Raw genomic sequence first — 17,215 nt, forward strand, 5'->3', positions numbered from 1 at the left:
GGGATCCATATGCTGAAAATAGGAGTCATCGGCCTGGGAGATATTTCAAAAATACATATTCCAGCCATTCAGAGCAACCCCTATGTCGAGCTTGCCGCAGTTTGTGATATCGACCCGGAGATGGAAGGTACAGTCGAGGGGCCAGTATTTTACACCGATTACCATGAGATGCTAGAAAAAGAATCTCTAGACTGCGTCCATATTTGCCTGCCACATCATCTTCATTACACGGCAACAAAAGCATGTGTTGAAAAAGGTATCCATGTCTTTCAGGAAAAGCCGTTGGCGCTGGATGCGAATGAAGGCAAATCGTTGGTTGAATTGGAAGCGTTGAATCCCAATATCAAAATCGGGATTTCACTTCAAAACCGGAGGAATGAGACAGTTGTAAAGCTGCTGGAGATTTCAGCAAGCGGGGAATATGGAAAGATTATAGGTATAAAAGGAATTGTCGCCTGGTTCCGTCCGAAAGAGTATTACGATATCAAGCCTTGGCGCGGCCAAATGAAGTATGCGGGTGGCGGTGTGATGATCAATCAGGCGCTTCACACGATAGATCTGATGCAATTGTTCGGTGGAGAAATTAAGACAATCAAAGGTTCCATCGATGAATTGCTGGATTATGGTTTGGATGTAGAAGATACGGCAACAGCCCGCATCGAATTTATAAATGGCGCGACAGGTCTATTATTTGCGACGAATGCCAATGCGGAGAATTCATCTGTGGAACTCGAATTGCTATTTGAAAAAGGTAAATTCACGATCAAAGATAGTATTTTGACCGAGACACTAGTGGACGGAACGAAACTGAAGTTAGAAGAAGATCGGAAATTGCCAGGCATGAAATTTTATTACGGCGCAAGCCATGTGAAATTGATCAATGAGTTCTATGAATGCATCCGGCATAATACCGATGATTATATTAGCGCGAAAGATGCGCAAGCATCGATGGAAATGATTGATGCCATCCGTCAGTCAAGCATAAGCAGAAAACAGATTGCAATGGGGGTATATCAATGAAAAAAGGGAAAATCGGCGTACAAATGATGATGCTGAAAGATAAAGTAGAGGAAATCGGCATTTACGAAACGATGAGAAAAATTAACGAACTGGGATATCACGCAGTGGAAGTCTCGCAAATCCCAATGACTGAAAATAATGTCTCTGAGCTGAAAAGAGCCAGCCAGGATTTCGATATCGAAATAGCAGCTTTATCAGCTTCACTGGACCCGATAATGCCAGGAATGCCGGGTGAAACATTAACAGATGACTTTGATAAAATTGTCCAGGACTGCAAAACACTGGACTGTAATTTCCTCCGCATCGGCATGCTGCCGCTGACAATTATGGGCGACAAAGAAAAAATCATGCAGTTTATCTCAAAAGCGGAAGACATGGCGCATAGCCTAGCAGAACAGGGAATCGAGCTATACTACCATACGCATCATATCGAATTCCAAAAATTTGATGGTGAGTATCTTCTTGATATGATCAAAAACAATACATCCAAGCTTGGTTTCGAGTTGGATATCCATTGGATTCAGCGAGCTGGTGAAAATCCGGTTGATATTATCAGTCAGTATAAGGACCGGATTTCTTTATTACATCTGAAGGATTACCGTATTGGCCAATTAGATTTGAATGAGGAAGATTTCAAGGACATGCCAAAGTTCTTCAATAAATTCACAAATTTAATTGAATTTGCGGAAGTCGGCGAAGGGAATATGAATATCCCGGCTGTTATTGATGCAGGGCTTGCAAGCGGCGTAAAGTATTTCCTGGTGGAACAGGACGATACGTACGGTCGCGACCCGTTCGATTGTCTGGAAATTTCAGCGCAGAATTTACGTAAACTCGGATATGCCGATTGGTTCGGGGTAACGGTTAAATGACAGGAGGCCGAAATAAATGAGTAAAGACGGAATGACATATGCGCCGAAAGGAAAACCGAATCCTGTAGTGAAGGAAGGTGAGTTTTCGATTGCGGCTGCCGCTCTTGATCATGGCCATATCTATGGAATGGTAAACGGCCTACTGGAAGCAGGCGCGACATTGAAATGGGTTTATGATCCGGACTCAAAAAAAGTGGAGGAATTCGTCGAGAAATTTCCACAAGTTGCAATAGCAGAATCGCTCGATCAGATTCTGGATGACCATGAAGTGAAACTGGTTGCCGCAGCTGCGATTCCTTCGCAGCGCAGTGCACTTGGAAATCGGGTGATGGAATCCGGAAAAGATTATTTTACGGATAAAACACCATTCACCACGATGGCCCAATTGGAGGAGACGAAGCGTGTCGTTAAAAAGACCGGAAAGAAGTATATGGTTTATTTCAGCGAACGTCTTCATGTTGAAGGTGCGGTATTTGCAGGACAGCTCATTAAGGACGGTGCAATTGGCCGAGTCATTCAAGTGACCGGTTTCGGACCGCACCGTTTGAATGCAGAAAGCCGCCCGGACTGGTTTTTTGATAAAGAGCAGTACGGCGGAATCATTTGTGATATCGGCAGCCATCAGATTGAACAGTTTTTATATTATGCCGGCTGTAAAGATGCAGAGGTTCTGCACAGTAAAGTCGGAAATTACAATAATCCGGACTATCCTGGACTTGAGGATTACGGTGATGCCACGCTGCGCGGAGATAACGGTGCCACTCAAATTTTCAAAGTCGATTGGTTTACGCCGGACGGATTGCGGACATGGGGTGATGGCCGCACTTTCATCACCGGAACAGAAGGTACCATTGAAATCCGCAAATATCTGGATGTGGCGCGTGAAGAAACGGGCGATCACTTATATCTTGTTAACAAGGATGGTGAAAAGCATTACAGTCTTTCAGGGACTGTCGGCTACCCGTTTTTCGGGGAATTTATCAAAGACTGTATCAATCGCACTGAGAATGCTATGACGCAAGAGCATGCATTCAAAGCAGCCGAGCTGTGCCTGATTGCACAGGAACGGGCTGTCGTCGTCACGCGGTAAGTAGCAAAACATAAGGAAGCCGTTTCCGCTGGCTGTTTTATGTATTGGAAAGTGAAGCGGCTTTTAAAATGAGAGTTTTCTGAGTATTGGAAAACTTGATTGATTAAGTGCTTACTTTTAGTTTGTTGACTAAACAAACAGTGTTTTCTACATCACTTATAGTAAGTACAAAAATTTTAAAGAATATTGAAAGCGCCTTCATCAAATGTTTGATTTAAAAGAGAAGCAACAAAAAAATATATCTTATGGTAGAAAAGAGGAGATTCAATGAAAGCTGCAGCACTCAACGAAGACCATACGTACCATAAAGCAAAAATTTGGCAGATTGGATTTTTCACACTAAATAACACGGCAACCAATTTGTATATGTTCATTTTGGCGTTTGTCACTTATTACGCTACAGGCATTGTTGGATTGACAGTTGTGGCTGTCAGCACCATTTTGACATTGATGCGCGTATTTGATGGAATAACAGATCCGATTATCGGCTTTATCATCGATAAGACAGAATCGAAATTCGGTAAATTCCGTCCGATGATGGTTATAGGGAATATCATTTTAGCGGGATCCATTTTGATTATGTACAATGTCACGCATCTTTTGCCGGAGTCGCTCCAATTGATATTTTTTATCTTAGTCTATGCAATTTATGTCATCGGGTATACGATGCAGACAGCTTGTACAAAAGCGGCTCAGACAGTGCTGACGAACGACCCGAAACAGCGTCCGCTCTTTGCAGTATTTGACGGCATTAACAACACGATATTGTTCACTGGGGGACAAGTATTTATAGCTTCCTACTTAGTGGTTAAGCACGGTGGATTTACAATGGATTTATTTCATGAATTGAATACTTATGCCATACTCGCCGGTTTTTTATTTACAGTGCTGGCTGTCATGGGCATCGGGAGCAAAGACCAGAAAGAATTTTATGGCCTCGCAGATTTAACAGTACAGACGAAGTTTCGGGATTATTGGCCGATTTTAAAAGGAAATCGACCGTTGCAGATGCTTATCATTGCAGCTTCCAGCGATAAATTAACGTTAAGCGTCCTCCGTCATGCAGTTGTTATAGTTATGCTTTTTGGAATTTTACTGGGAGATTACAGTTTGAGCGGAGCGATTTCAATGATTATCATTGTACCGACTCTATTAATCACTTTTGTGGGCGTATGGTATGCACGCAAAACGGATTTGAAAAGAGCTTTTGTCATATCAACTTGGATCGGGCTCATAGCGTTTGGGCTACTGGCAGCTTTCCTCTTTACAATCGATCCAACAACAATTTCACTTAGCAATATGGGTCTTGCCACAATCGGTTTTATTGTCTTGTACGCAATGGGAATGGGCTTCGGAGCTCTGCCATCCGCCCTGGTCAATCCGATGATTGCCGATGTATCCGACTATGAAACATTTAAATCCGGCCGCTATGTGCCGGGGATGATCGGAACACTGTTTTCCTTCGTCGATAAATTGATATCGTCGCTGGCTCCCGCTCTTGTTGGTTTTGCGGTAGCATTGATTGGCTATAAAGACACTTTCCCTGAAATTGGGGATACGTTAACAACTTCATTATACGGAATGACTATCTTCCTTGCATTTGGAATTCCGGTACTTGGGTGGATTGCTTCTTTAATCGCAATGAAGTTCTATCATTTGGACAGCAAGAAAATGGCTGAAATCCAGACTTCAATTGCTGAAGCTAAAGAAAAAGCTGATGAAAAAAGAATGAGTGAACCTTCTGCAGAACTAGTAGGTGAAAGTGAAGATATGCTGAACACTATTCTGAATCCGAAGTGAAAAACTACTCTGTTCCGTTCTATACTGGGAATGTAAATTAATAGAAAATTAAAATAATTTATCGTGAAAAAATGAATATAAAGTAAGAAAAATGCAAAAGCGGTTCTCCCCAATATAAATTGGAAAGAACCGCTTTTAGTTGCTTACATCTAATACGCTTAATCGTATAGTAGTTAACTTACGAAGCTCTACGCATCGATTTCATAATAAAGCTTACAATGAATACAAGTATAATCGCACCTAGTAGAGCAGGGAAAATATAGAAATCAGAAACTTTAGGTCCCCAACTTCCTAGAAGCATACCACCAATCCAAGCACCGATAATACCCGCAATAATGTTACCGATAATTCCACCTGGGACATCTTTACCTAAAATTGCTCCTGCAAGCCAACCGATTACCCCGCCAATGATTAAAAACCAAATAAAACTCATAATTTCCATCTCCTATTTTTTTTAATTATTTCGCGATAGTGGTTTATAACCTTTATTCACTTTTTTCAAACATTTCAGAGGGAAAATTTGCGGACTTCTTTTAGGAGACAGCTGATATACTCATAATTTTTTTCGAAATTAGAAATGCCTAGTTTCTCAAAAGGGTTTCCAATAAGCGTAGCCGTTGCTCCAGCTGAAAGTACGCTTGCTCCGCCTGTTCAATTGTGACCAGTTCAAAGTGGAGGGGCTGTTTCGGACCGAGCTGTGCAACTTTGTGCAAATCGGCTGTAATGATTTGTGCGATTTTCGGATAGCCGCCTGTTGTTTGCCGGTCCGCCATCAGCAAAATTGGCTGCCCGCTTGGAGGTAACTGAACAGTCCCGAATGTAACAGCTTCAGAAAGCAGGTTAAACGGTTTTTCCAATGAAATGACGGTTTGTCCTTCCAGCCGGTAACCCATGCGGTCGGCTTCAAGTGAAATCATGTAGTGCTGTTCGATGAAGCGTTGCTGCATTAGATGGCTGAAATGCTCCCACTCGGTCCCTTTTAATAGGCGGATTGGCTTTTGTTCGTAAAAACGGTCTGATATTACTTGATATGTATGATACGGACTGGCTGTTCCTGTATAAGGTATTGAATCATTTGCTTGAAGCGTACGCCCGTGAAAACCACCAAAAGCTGCTTTTATATAGGTGCTTCGGCTGCCAAGTATTTCCTCAACCGAAAAGCCGCCCGCAATACATAAATAGCTTCTTGCACCATTATGAATTGTCCCGCATTTTAAAATGTCTCCTTGTTCGATAGAAATCACTTTATACATCGGGACCGGGACTTCATTAACTGTTGCTTGCATTTGTCCGCCAGCTAATACGATCGCAGTCGGTATCTGAAACTCAAATATACCGCCGACTAACGTCATTTCAATGGCTGCTCTATTGTGCTGTTTCAGAAGGGCATTGCCGATGCGAAAAGCGACAGAATCCATGGCGCCGCTTACAATAACACCGTATTGCTGGTAGCCGGTACGCCCTGCATCTTGAATGGTGCTGAACAATCCAGGTTTGATTACTTTTAGCATGTAGTATCCTCCTTAACAGCGACAAAGCGTATGTGGTCACCTGCCCGCAGTAGTGTCGGCGGATTTTGGTCCGGTAAAAATAATGGTATCATCGTCCGACCGATAATTTGCCAGCCTCCTGGGGTAGAGAGCGGATAAATGCCGGTTTGCTCACCCGCAATACCTACAGAACCGGCTGAAATTTCAAGTCTTGGTGCAGCACGGCGCGGCGTTGCGATTCTTTTGTCCATTCCGCCTAAAAACGGAAAACCCGGCGCAAAGCCGAGCATGTGGACGAGGTATTCCTTCGATGTGTGGATTGCAATGACTTCTTCAGGTGTTAAGCCATTGATGTTGGCAACCTCATTTAAATCGGGTCCGTATTCACCTCCGTAAAGTACGGGAATCTCAATTAACCGGCTTTCGTGAGGAGCTTCCTGCAATTGGTGTTCAAGCAGAATTTTAATATAGTGCTGAACTATTTCGGCGCTCGTTGTTGTATGCTTCTGCTGCAAAGATTTTCGCACTGTAAAAGGATCGTAATACACACAGAAGTTCGTATAGCTCGGCACAATTTCGATTAGTCCCGGGAATGGATGCTCCTGTAAGATCGCAATGGCCTGCTGGATTTGCTGGTGGGTTTGTTCATTGATTGTCGTACCGAACTGAACGAGCAGTGCCTGGTCGCTAAGTTGTTTAAATTGCAATGCCGGCATGAAATATCACCTCATTATTGGAATGAATCATTATATATGGCATGATGATAGCATAACATTCAGATAATTCCAAAGTTGGGGGAGACATTATGTTTCGAGTAGATATTAACTGTGATTTAGGTGAAAGCTTTGGGCGCTATAAGCTGGGGGAGCAAGAAGAAATTCTTTGTTATGTTACGTCCGCCAATATCGCGTGCGGATTTCATGCAGGGGATCCGTCTGTCATGCGCAAAACGGTGGAGCTTGCGATTAAAAACAATGTACAAATCGGTGCGCATCCAGGACTGCCGGATTTAAACGGTTTCGGACGGCGGGAAATGAACATCTCATGGCAGGAAGCCTATGATCTTGTTGTTTATCAAATTGGGGCACTGCAAGGGTTTTTGACAGCAAAAGGCGTGAAAATGCAGCATGTGAAGCCGCATGGTGCTCTTTACAATATGGCAGCGGTAAATGATGAGCTCGCCGATGCCATTGCAAAGGCAGTTCATGATGTGTCGCCGGACCTACTTTTATATGGTTTGGCATCAAGTAAATTAACAGCTGCGGGTGAAAACCGGGGCTTACAGACAGTCCATGAAGTGTTTGCAGACCGGACATATCAGGCGGATGGTACATTAACATCCCGCACTTTTCCAAATGCGCTCATTACAGACGAAGAAAAGGCGATTGCACAAATTATTGAAATGGTGAAAGAGGGGGCAGTAACCTCTGTTCAGCAAACGAAAGTAGCATTGCAGGCACATAGTATTTGTGTGCATGGGGACGGGGAGCATGCCGTGCAATTCGCAAAGCGTGCACGTCAGGAACTGGATCAGCAAGGGGTATCGGTTCGGGCATTTCATACTTTTGTGTGAGATGGTGTTTATTCAAAAGTTGAATTGAGAATTATGGTTGGAAGTTAAAAATAATCGTCCTCAAGTGACGACTAAGTGCAGCCTTCGAAGGATTATGCCGAAAAAAGGGGGGGATTAAAACAGGTCCGGTTGGTGGGGAGAAAAATTTTAAAACAATATAAATGAAACTCTAATTGGGGTTACTTCGTAAAATGCAGATTTACAACGCTAAGAATATACAAGAATTTATGCAAGAAAACCAATGACCCAGCATTCTCCAAAACACGCTTAAACCGTTGTCAGTATTAGCTTTTAGTAAAATGTATAAAACAGCGCATAAACAATGTACCAATCAAAAAGGCAGAAACGCTGTTAAATCAACGTTTCTGCCTTTTATGTTCATTCCCAAACTTTGATTTGGGAACCTTTTTTGTATTTGAATTGTATAAAACTAAATTCTTTAAAAAGGATTTCTAATTCACTAGCATCATACATATCTTTATCACTTTAATTTTTTATAAAATAAGGACCCGAATTATCGCTGTGTGTCATTATAAACGTCCAGTTTAAATCCCAATCCATTATGTATATGTCTCCATAAAACATATGAGATTGATCATAGGGGAGTTCGTCTACATTCAGCGTTTGAGCATTTTGCACAAGATAAGCTTCATCTATAAATTGATAAAAGACAGTACATTTAATCTTGGATTGTTTCTTAAAAGCTTCTATTGCTGCATCTTTCTCTAAGCAAGTAACCTTTTCCCAGCCACATAAATGCCATAGAAATCCGTCCATTCCAATCGATTTTTGTTCTTCATTTGAAAGGTGACTTGCAAAATTTATACGCCATTGCTCACGTAAAAAGGTTCCCCATTTTGGGATATCAACTACTTTTAATTCTTTATACCTCAATTTATTACCCCTTTAAATTTTAATTATTAGTATATCTGATTTGCGTAAGAACAAAAAACGCTCCCAACGATGCATTTGGGAATATTTTTTAGAATTATACTAATACGGTGGGCTTACGCTATTTCACATATCGAATCAAAGTTTTTCTCAATAAACTTGCTCATTATTTTCATTATAAAGTATCGGATTCTCAAGCATTTTTTCAGTAATACTTCTCGGAATAGTTTCGAGTGTAATATATAAATTGCCGAATTCCCCAGCAATATTTTCGACTTTAAATAAATATTCACTATCCCCTTCTTTTACTAAAAAACTGTCTACTTTTTCATTATAATTACCACTTAAAATGATATAATTCCCCTTATTTGTATAGATAATACCTATATATTCATCTAAAAGATTTTTATTTAAAGATACAAGCTTTAACTTATTGTTAAAATAATTCTTTTTAAAAAGTGCATACCCATTTTTTTTACTATACTCAAAGAAAATAATTTGTGTATTTGAATTTGAAATAATATATTTTTCAATCAATGAAATGTCTAGCTCTTCCCCTAGTCCATTTTGAATGCTATTTGTAATTTCATTTTCATTTAATTCGATATTATAATTTTTCTCTATAATATAAAATATAAGGGTTATAAATAAAATAATGAATATTAATATAATTAGATATTTTTTCAAACTATTATAACTCTCCCCTCTATAATACGCTTACTCTTGATTATAAAACATTTTGCCTAATTCAGATAAAATGAAAACCCCTCTCGTTTTCTATTAATTAACGAAGAGGAGTTTTTATTTTAAATATATGCTAAAAAAATGTAATTGTACCGCATAATTTAACTATTAATGCATCTTCAATCTATAGGGCTTTTTATATGTCATACTTTGAACAAAAAATACAGATTCATGATTCAATACATTATTAACTAGTATTCTCACAGTCCATTTTCCTTGTGTAATCACACCATAGCCTGCAAGAACTAACGTAATAATTGAAAATAGAATGTATAAAATTTTTAACAATTCTACTCCCCCCTTCAAATCATTATTTGAACATCGTGGTAATACATCTCCTTTAAACCTTCCCAAAGCGGTGTTTGGGAACATCTATCCCTCATTTTGAACTTCAAGAAGGCTACTTTTTATTTTTTGAAAAAAATCTAATGCAGCAATTTTCATTGTCATGCAGGAATCGTAAATCTTCAGGTGTTATTTGTTGTGGATTAAGTCGATACATATTATTCGAAGGTACTTTTTCACTATGCCATATCGACCAAAATTCTACTCGATCTTGTTCTCTAACATTTTCTCTAATATAGTCAACAAGTTGATGTAGAGCCTTTCCATTCCCTCTCACCTTGTAAACAAAAGGCTTTTGGATTTGTCCTGCTGCTGCAATCGGAGGATTTTTTCGACAAGGGACAATCTCAAATTGTGTTTCTAAAGCATCCTCTTCTAAAGTTGCGAAAGAGTTTTCTATAATTGGTAAAGGATTTTTTGAAGCAAAATATCGATAAAGGCTCATTATACCGCCACTTTCTCTATGGTTTTAATTAAATATTAAAATTCCCTCTTCATTTAATGATACGGTAAAATTTCAGAAACCGTTAAAAATTCATAGCCTTCCTTTTGTAAGTAGGCAAGGACAGGCTCCAGTCCATCAGCTGTAGATTGGTGGATGTCATGCATTAACACAATTGCGTTATTATGCAATGCTTTTTTCACCATTGGTAACAGCTTTTCCGGGTCGCGATATTTCCAGTCAAGTGTATCAATCGTCCAGTTGACCGATTTACATGGAATGGCATTGCGAATATCATCATTAATTGCCCCATATGGAGGGCGGAATGTTGTAGAGTGTTCACCGATCGCATGGATAATTGCTTCTTCTGTTGAATTGTATTCCTTATTAATATCTGCAGGGGACATTTTCGTTAAAACTGGATGTGTCCACGTATGATTGCCGATTTCATGACCGCTATCATGCACTTCCTGTACTAAGCCAGGGTAATATTGTACTCGGCTTCCAAGCATAAAGAACGTTGCTTTTGCATTGTACTTTTCCAGAAGCGCTAAAATCTGCTTCGTTACTTCCGGGTGTGGACCGTCGTCAAATGTAAGGGCGATCCGTTTTTTAGATGTATCTTTATCAACTTTAGGAATAATCGTATTCTCAGATTGCATTGCTATTTGGAAATCAGATGCCAAAAGCGGGTTGATAAATGATAAAGGAATTTCAACTACTGGCATACCTGCTTCAGGTTTTGTTACTTCTCCTTCATTGAAATAAATGAAAAGATAGTCATCCTTTAGTGCTATACGGTTAAATAATTCCCATTTTGGCTCGGTAGCGAATGCGAATTCTTTTTCTAAAACATACTCTTTATACGCTGGGTTTTTCAACAATTCCGACTGGATATGTGCTGCAAATGTTTTCAGGCTTTCTGAATCCCCGTTTAAAAGGGCGTGAATATCAATGAGCACGCCAGTTTCAGAATCAATTAAAAATGTTTGAATCGTTGTTTGCTTGTCGTCGGCATTTAAAATCATTTTATTCGTTAAAACAAAGGAGTAATAATGGTCATGCTCGAATGTTTCAACAGATATCGTTAGATTGCCTGCCAACTTTTCTGAATTTTGCTGCAGGCGCATCATGTTTATGTAATATTGTTTGGACTCTTCTATATAAGTCGTAATTACTTTATTGATATCTTCATATTCTGTCGCTGGGTATTGAACGGTAAACGGTAAATTTTTGTCATCAGAGCGATCTGTAACTATTTTTATGCCGGGGAAATTTGATGCTTCCTCCGTGATCGTATGTTCTTTAGCAGATGTTTTGTCACTGTGCGGGAAAAGCGGATTATCGCTTAGAAAAGTTAAAAACACGATAACGGCACCTAAAAAACCGATAGCGCCAATAAGAAGTAAGTCAATCCAAGGACCACGCCGTTTTCTGTAAGGGTTTGTCATGATGTATCGGGTTCCTTTCTATGTGGGTTAATCTATTGTCTGTGTCCAGAATAAAAGTCATAGTAAATATTAAGGGAATACGTTGCTAGTCAGCATATTTTGCATGAAAAAAGACTGTTATTTTCCGAGTGCTTCAAGTAATATGAGCTAAGAAGTGGAAGGGGGTCCCTTTAATGAATACTGAGAATACTGAACTAGCGCTCGACTGTTTTTTGCTTGCTGGTCGTATTATGATTGAAAGCGGTGCTGAAACGTATCGAGTAGAAGACACGATGCTGCGAATGGCCCGTTCTCAAAATATGATGAATGCACAAAGCTATGTTACGCCAACAGGTATTATTTTCTCTCTAGGGAAAACACAGCCTACACAAATTACATCGATTCCAACTCGAATTACAGATTTACATCGCATTGTGCTTGTAAACAATGTTTCACGTAAGCTTACATCTCAAATGATAACATTGGAGCAGGCGTATGACGAGTTAAAGAAGATAGAAAAAACAAATTATTTTCTCCCGATTTCAGTACAAGTTTTGGCAGCATGTTTAGCAAGCAGTGCCTTTTTATTGCTGTTTAAAGGGACAATATCGGATATTCCAGCTGCCTTTGTTGCAGGGGGAGTAGGTTTGTATATTGTTACGATTCTTCATAATATGACCCGCGTCAAGTTCTTCTCCGAGTTTTTGGCATCGGTCGGAGTAGGTGCTGTTGCATATATAGCAGTGCATTTTAATATTGGTACGGAAATCGATAAAATTATTATTGGCTCGGTCATGCCGCTTGTGCCGGGTCTGCTCATTACGAATGCGGTCCGTGATTTAATGGCAGGCCATTTCACAGCAGGGATGGCAAAAGGTGCCGAAGCCTTTTTAACAGCGTTTGCGATTGGTTCAGGTGTTGCCCTTGTGCTTTCACTGTAGTTTTGGAATCAATTCGGAATGAAATCAATCATTCCAAGGTATGATTGATTGGAGGGGAGCGTTCGTTGGTGGAGCATGTTTTAGTTCAAATCGTTATCAGTTTTATTGCGACCGCCTGTTTTGGTGTCATTTTTAATGCCCCGATCAAAACAATCCCGGCATGTGGTTTCGTCGGTGCTGTAGGTTGGGCAGTATATTATGTTCTGTTCGAAGGCGGGCTGGATGATGTTCGTGCATCTTTTCTTGGGGCGTTTGTCGTTTCGTTAGTAGCATATTTTTTTGCGCGCAAGTTCAGGATGCCGATGATTATATTTAGTGTTTCTGGAATCATACCGCTTGTTCCTGGGGGCATTGCCTACAGTACGATGCGCAATGTGATGGAACTCGATTATATTGCAGGTCTGGAAAATGGAATGCGGGCATTTATGATATCCGGAGCGATTGCGATGGGACTTGTATTTGCGGAAGTAATGATGCAGATCATCCTGCGTATAATGAGAAAAGGAAGAACTTCGATTCAGTCCTTTACAAAAGTAAAAAAAAGAAGCTCGTAAAGCACTGATCACCAGTTGCCTTACGAGCTTTTATTTATCCTAATAATGAAGAAATTTCTTCTGTAGAGCTCGGTTTGCTTACGAAGTATCCTTGGATGACCTCACAGCCGATGCTTGTGAGGAACTGCATTTGCTCTTCTGTTTCCACACCTTCAGCAACGACGGTAAGATTCATTGATTTTCCTAGCTGTACCATACCGTTTACAAGCTGCTGGTTTTTTTCTGATTTCAGCGAGCGGATAAATGTCTGGTCGATTTTCAAAATTGAAATCGGCAGAAGCTGCATGTAACGGAACGAGCCGTAACCTGTACCGAAGTCGTCAAGTGCAAAGACAATGCCTTCGTTTTCAAGTGTACGCATTTGCTTAATAATTCCTGTTTCAGCTTCAGCTTCTAATGCAAACTTTTCGGTAATTTCGATTTGCAGTAAATTCGCCGGGCATCCAGTACGTTCAAGTGTTTCCAAAATGGACTTGGCCATATTTTTATCACGGAACTCGCGTACAGAAGAGTTGATACTCACTTTGATCGGATGGCCCGCATTTTTCCATAGGACCGCTTGTTCACATGCTTTATCAAGCATAAACGAACCGATATTATTAATGAGACCTGTCTCTTCCGCGATAGGGATCAGTTCATCAGGCGAAACAGTGCCGATTTCTTCATCATCCCAACGGACTAATGCCTCGACAGCAGTAATTTTACCGCTTCTTAAATCAAGTTGAGGCTGGTAGAGAACATGCAGGTTTTTTTGATCTAATGCAAGCAGTAATCGTTTTTCGACAATCGATCTGCGGTTTAATGCAGCATGCGAAGATTTTGATAAGGAAACGATGCTGTCACCGCCCGCGCTCCGTACAGAAGCGATCGTAGCCAAAGATGCCTTCATCAATTGGGAGAATGTCATTTGATCTTCCGGGAAGCGTGTAATCCCGCCGCTTAATGAAAGTGGTACTGCTACGTTACCGTTGTATATTGGATTTTGCTGTAAATAATTAAGAAAACCTTGTGTAAACCATTCTGGTAATGGTGTAATCACGACAAATTCACTTTCATTAATACGAGCCATCGTACTATCCTGGAAATACATTTTCATGCGCTTCGTAAATTCTAAGATAAGGGACTTTTCGGCTACGCCATCATGTAAATCCTTAATTGTATAAAACTTATCGATACTTAAGTAAACGAATGAAAAATGGCGCTCTTCTTCAATCATTTCCCCGATAATTTGTTCGAGACGGTGGACATTCATCATTCCGGTTTCTGTATCGATATAGGCGATTTTTTCCAGTTGGAACTGGATATTTTTTTCGTTTGTAATATTACGCTCAATTAGCAAATACTCGTTTTTTTCAGATGTTTGACCCAACATTGGTATGGCTGTTAAATGTACCCAGTAAAGCTGCTCATCCTTTGTCAATTTCTCAACTTCACCTTGCCATATTTGTCCGTTTTGCAACGTTTTCCAAATCTCCAGCACAAGCTTTTCCGATTCAGGATTTTGCGGGAACAATTGCCACAATGTTTTACCGATAACCCGTTTCGGTGTCCAGCGGCTTGTTGTTAAAAATGACTGGTTTGTTTGAGTAATAAAGCCGTCCTGGTCAAATGTAACAGTCATGAATGATTGGTGAATCCCATTTTTAAGGTCGACTAAATGCTGCTGTTCTTCATCCATCAAACGAACTTCATCATTTGGAATACAAAGAACAGAAATTGCCTGCTCTTTCGCAAAGACTGTCGGCTTCGTATAAAGGGTGCATGTTGTGGGAGATTGCCCTTTTAGCGAAAGAGGAATGTTGTGTAAACATAACGCTGCCGAACTTGTTAAAATGGATTCAATAACATCATCACCTACTTCTGAGAATAGCGTGTCATGTATGGAATTCCCGATTAGTTCTTTTGTCTCTTTTGTCGGATAGTCTAAATGATGGAGATTTCCATGAACGAGTGTACCATTAGGTAAAAGTACAAAAGAAGGGAAAGGGGTATCTAGTAGCGGCTCAGTACTAGTAGAATAGATTTGTTCTTTTGTCATAAGTTAAGTCTCCTTAATTAATTGATTCATTATTGCAATTATAATTAAATAACCTCGTTTAGTCATTTAAGATGAATTTTTATTTGAAAAAAATAATCATGCATAGGATTATTATACCTTATTATTGGGTAATAAGTAGTTAAAATTATGCATCTTTACTAGAAAAATTGTATCATGAATTTGTTTTATTTTTAATGAAAATAATATTTAAGGAAAGAGAAATTTAACGGATTTAGGCGTGAGTATTGCGTTACTTCAATAGCTTTACTAAAATAAAGAAATTATAGTAGTTAGAATTGGAGTAGAAAGAATGAATTTATCGGCAATAACAGTGTCGTTTCCTTTAGATGAAGAAACATATGAAGAAGTACAGCAATTATGTAAAACTGCGGCCGTTTGTGATGGCGTACTATTAAATCAAGTCATGAATTTACCGATAGCAAAAAGCTATGAAATGCGAGGATTTTATGTTCTTGTATATGATGATGAAAAGAATTTGCTTGTCGGAGCAGGTACTGCAGTCGATTTAATGGGGTTAAATACGTATGAATGGTCGATGCTCGTTGCACCAATGTATCGTCAACTTGGAATTGGCACAGCGATATTGAACGTGCTGAAAGAAGGAATGGCGATGCGCGAAAGTGAAGGGGAGCTCGCATTAATCGCGGAAGGCTCGCATTACGGTAAAGAATTTCTTCAAAAGAACGGGTATTTATACAGCTTTTCTGAAGCAACATTGGAAGCTCATGCAGAAGTTCTGCAAAAAGAGGGGCCTGTTACTTTACGCCCGTTTATGCAAAAGGACACGGAAGCACTTGTCGCGATTTTCAGTGATGCGTTTGGCGACATTCGTGAGGAATCATTGGAACTGATTGAGTTTAATACAACGACTGAAGGCCTAGTTATGTGGACAGCCGAAATTGATGGTGAAGTCGTTGGAACAGTGACGACCCGCAAAGAAGGCGAAGTACAGTGGATTACGGCATTTGCGGTTTCCCCGAAGAGACAGCGCCAAGGGATTGGCACGCAGATTTTGAATTTAGTGAAAGATTATTCGCTCCGTTCAGGTGACAAGACCATTTTACTTGATGTGGAAGTCGAAAACATGGCAGCCCTTCATGTATACGAAAAAGCAGGCTTTATGAAGTCATCCCAGCTAGATTATTACATTTATATTGGAATGTAAGCAGTAGATTCAAATGCTTGCAAAGTAAACGTTCATGATTATATGAACGTTTTTTTTATGCAAAAAAAGTACGATTATGAATGTTTTATTCGTTTTGAAGAGTCTTTAAACATGAATTATTCGAACGAAAGTATAGTGGAATTAGGCAATTTTCAAGGAAGGGGGGATATTTTGAAAGTACTGATTGTTTCAATGTCTACTTTGTTTATTGATGCATTACAAATAGCGATTCAGGATAAGCGTCCGACTTGGCAAGTAGATACTTATCCCATTCAAGCTCCTATATTTAATCAGACATTACTGAAAAAAATTAAAGAACAGTGTATTGATATTGTGGTGATTGAAACAACTAATCAGCATTTCGCACTGATCATTGAAAGTTTAAAGAAAGTGAAGGGTCCCGAAATAGACATCATGCTTCTTGTAGATTCTAGAATGGGAGAAGTTTACCATCACTTAAAGGATGAGGAGCGCTGGGCAAGTGTCACAAAAAATACAGGGCTGGACGAATTTTTATTGCTAATGGAATCTTTTAAAAGTAATACACCTCATTTAGTTGAGGTTTCTTTAAAAGAATTGGATAAAAAAATCCTGAAAGATTTAGCAGTAGGCCATACATTTGAATTTATTCAGCGTACAAGAGATTTAACGGCTGAAGAGATTGATCAGGCCCTTCACCGGATTACCACGTATTTTAAAGTACCAAATTATATTGAGTCGATCAGTAAGGCATTTGAGCAGAAAATCATTGCGTATTAATCATATAAGGAGGCAAATAAAATGAAAAACATTTTAAGGG

The 17,215-nt window shown here is 39.7% G+C and carries 17 protein-coding genes; 9 read left to right on the plus strand and 8 right to left on the minus strand.

Going from position 1 to position 17,215, the window contains the following annotated elements; genetic code table 11:
• Nucleotides 1-9: 9 nt before the first annotated feature.
• From MKZ25_RS01880 to MKZ25_RS01895, 4 genes are all read left to right on the plus strand, one after another.
• Nucleotides 10-1,020, plus strand: coding sequence for a Gfo/Idh/MocA family protein (locus tag MKZ25_RS01880; RefSeq protein ID WP_340799890.1), 1,011 nt, complete (start codon nt 10-12; stop codon nt 1,018-1,020).
• Nucleotides 1,017-1,892, plus strand: a complete 876-nt coding sequence (locus MKZ25_RS01885) for a sugar phosphate isomerase/epimerase family protein (RefSeq protein ID WP_340799891.1) — start codon at nt 1,017-1,019, stop codon at nt 1,890-1,892. The genes MKZ25_RS01880 and MKZ25_RS01885 overlap by 4 nt, the downstream gene beginning before the upstream one ends.
• 16 nt (nt 1,893-1,908) lie before the next feature.
• Nucleotides 1,909-2,982, plus strand: a complete 1,074-nt coding sequence (locus MKZ25_RS01890) for a Gfo/Idh/MocA family protein (protein WP_340799892.1) — start codon at nt 1,909-1,911, stop codon at nt 2,980-2,982.
• Between the two features lie 267 nt (nt 2,983-3,249).
• Nucleotides 3,250-4,782 carry an MFS transporter gene (locus tag MKZ25_RS01895; protein ID WP_340799893.1) on the plus strand — a complete coding sequence of 511 codons (1,533 nt, stop codon included), beginning with the start codon at nt 3,250-3,252 and terminating at the stop codon, nt 4,780-4,782.
• A gap of 178 nt (nt 4,783-4,960) precedes the next feature.
• On the opposite strand, the gene MKZ25_RS01900 is transcribed toward MKZ25_RS01895, so the two are convergent.
• From MKZ25_RS01900 to pxpB, 3 genes are all read right to left on the minus strand, one after another.
• Nucleotides 4,961-5,215: a GlsB/YeaQ/YmgE family stress response membrane protein gene (locus MKZ25_RS01900; protein WP_340799894.1), complete on the minus strand. Its 255-nt coding sequence runs from the start codon at nt 5,213-5,215 to the stop codon at nt 4,961-4,963.
• A 148-nt stretch (nt 5,216-5,363) separates the two neighbouring features.
• Nucleotides 5,364-6,293 (minus strand): 5-oxoprolinase subunit C family protein, encoded by a 930-nt coding sequence (locus MKZ25_RS01905; protein ID WP_340799895.1) that lies wholly within the window; start codon nt 6,291-6,293, stop codon nt 5,364-5,366.
• Nucleotides 6,287-6,988 carry a 5-oxoprolinase subunit PxpB gene (pxpB, locus tag MKZ25_RS01910; RefSeq protein ID WP_340799896.1) on the minus strand — a complete coding sequence of 234 codons (702 nt, stop codon included), beginning with the start codon at nt 6,986-6,988 and terminating at the stop codon, nt 6,287-6,289. The genes MKZ25_RS01905 and pxpB overlap by 7 nt, the downstream gene beginning before the upstream one ends.
• Before the next feature lie 89 nt (nt 6,989-7,077).
• Between pxpB and pxpA the strand changes: the two genes are divergently transcribed.
• Nucleotides 7,078-7,845 carry a 5-oxoprolinase subunit PxpA gene (gene pxpA / locus MKZ25_RS01915; protein WP_340799897.1) on the plus strand — a complete coding sequence of 256 codons (768 nt, stop codon included), beginning with the start codon at nt 7,078-7,080 and terminating at the stop codon, nt 7,843-7,845.
• A 486-nt stretch (nt 7,846-8,331) separates the two neighbouring features.
• Here pxpA and MKZ25_RS01920 read toward each other — a convergent pair whose 3' ends face one another.
• The 4 genes from MKZ25_RS01920 to MKZ25_RS01935 all read right to left on the minus strand — a co-directional run bounded on the left by MKZ25_RS01920 (nt 8,332) and on the right by MKZ25_RS01935 (nt 11,718).
• Entirely contained in the window at nt 8,332-8,739 is a 408-nt protein-coding gene (locus MKZ25_RS01920) for a DUF4275 family protein (RefSeq protein ID WP_340799898.1), read from the minus strand.
• Between the two features lie 147 nt (nt 8,740-8,886).
• A complete protein-coding gene (locus MKZ25_RS01925) occupies nt 8,887-9,423 on the minus strand; it encodes a hypothetical protein (protein ID WP_340799899.1) in 537 nt (178 codons plus the stop codon).
• A gap of 457 nt (nt 9,424-9,880) precedes the next feature.
• Nucleotides 9,881-10,270 carry a hypothetical protein gene (locus MKZ25_RS01930; RefSeq protein ID WP_340799900.1) on the minus strand — a complete coding sequence of 130 codons (390 nt, stop codon included), beginning with the start codon at nt 10,268-10,270 and terminating at the stop codon, nt 9,881-9,883.
• A 53-nt stretch (nt 10,271-10,323) separates the two neighbouring features.
• Nucleotides 10,324-11,718 (minus strand): polysaccharide deacetylase family protein, encoded by a 1,395-nt coding sequence (locus tag MKZ25_RS01935; RefSeq protein WP_340799901.1) that lies wholly within the window; start codon nt 11,716-11,718, stop codon nt 10,324-10,326.
• Between the two features lie 173 nt (nt 11,719-11,891).
• Between MKZ25_RS01935 and MKZ25_RS01940 the strand changes: the two genes are divergently transcribed.
• Together MKZ25_RS01940 and MKZ25_RS01945 are read left to right on the plus strand one after the other, a co-directional pair.
• Entirely contained in the window at nt 11,892-12,638 is a 747-nt protein-coding gene (locus MKZ25_RS01940) for a threonine/serine exporter family protein (RefSeq protein ID WP_340799902.1), read from the plus strand.
• Between the two features lie 68 nt (nt 12,639-12,706).
• Nucleotides 12,707-13,192 carry a threonine/serine exporter family protein gene (locus MKZ25_RS01945; RefSeq protein WP_340799903.1) on the plus strand — a complete coding sequence of 162 codons (486 nt, stop codon included), beginning with the start codon at nt 12,707-12,709 and terminating at the stop codon, nt 13,190-13,192.
• A gap of 34 nt (nt 13,193-13,226) precedes the next feature.
• Here the strand turns inward: MKZ25_RS01945 and MKZ25_RS01950 are convergent, their stop codons facing one another.
• On the minus strand, nt 13,227-15,230 hold the full coding sequence (locus MKZ25_RS01950) for a sensor domain-containing protein (RefSeq protein WP_340799904.1): 2,004 nt from the start codon (nt 15,228-15,230) through the stop codon (nt 13,227-13,229).
• A 310-nt stretch (nt 15,231-15,540) separates the two neighbouring features.
• Here MKZ25_RS01950 and MKZ25_RS01955 point away from each other — a divergent pair, with 310 nt between their 5' ends.
• Both MKZ25_RS01955 and MKZ25_RS01960 read left to right on the plus strand, forming a co-directional pair.
• Nucleotides 15,541-16,416 carry a GNAT family N-acetyltransferase gene (locus MKZ25_RS01955; RefSeq protein ID WP_340799905.1) on the plus strand — a complete coding sequence of 292 codons (876 nt, stop codon included), beginning with the start codon at nt 15,541-15,543 and terminating at the stop codon, nt 16,414-16,416.
• Nucleotides 16,417-16,587: 171 nt separating this feature from the next.
• Nucleotides 16,588-17,175, plus strand: a complete 588-nt coding sequence (locus tag MKZ25_RS01960; protein WP_340799906.1) for a glycosidase — start codon at nt 16,588-16,590, stop codon at nt 17,173-17,175.
• Nucleotides 17,176-17,215: the final 40 nt, after the last annotated feature.

This window comes from Solibacillus sp. FSL W7-1464, assembly GCF_038004425.1.
Taxonomy (GTDB): domain Bacteria; phylum Bacillota; class Bacilli; order Bacillales_A; family Planococcaceae; genus Solibacillus.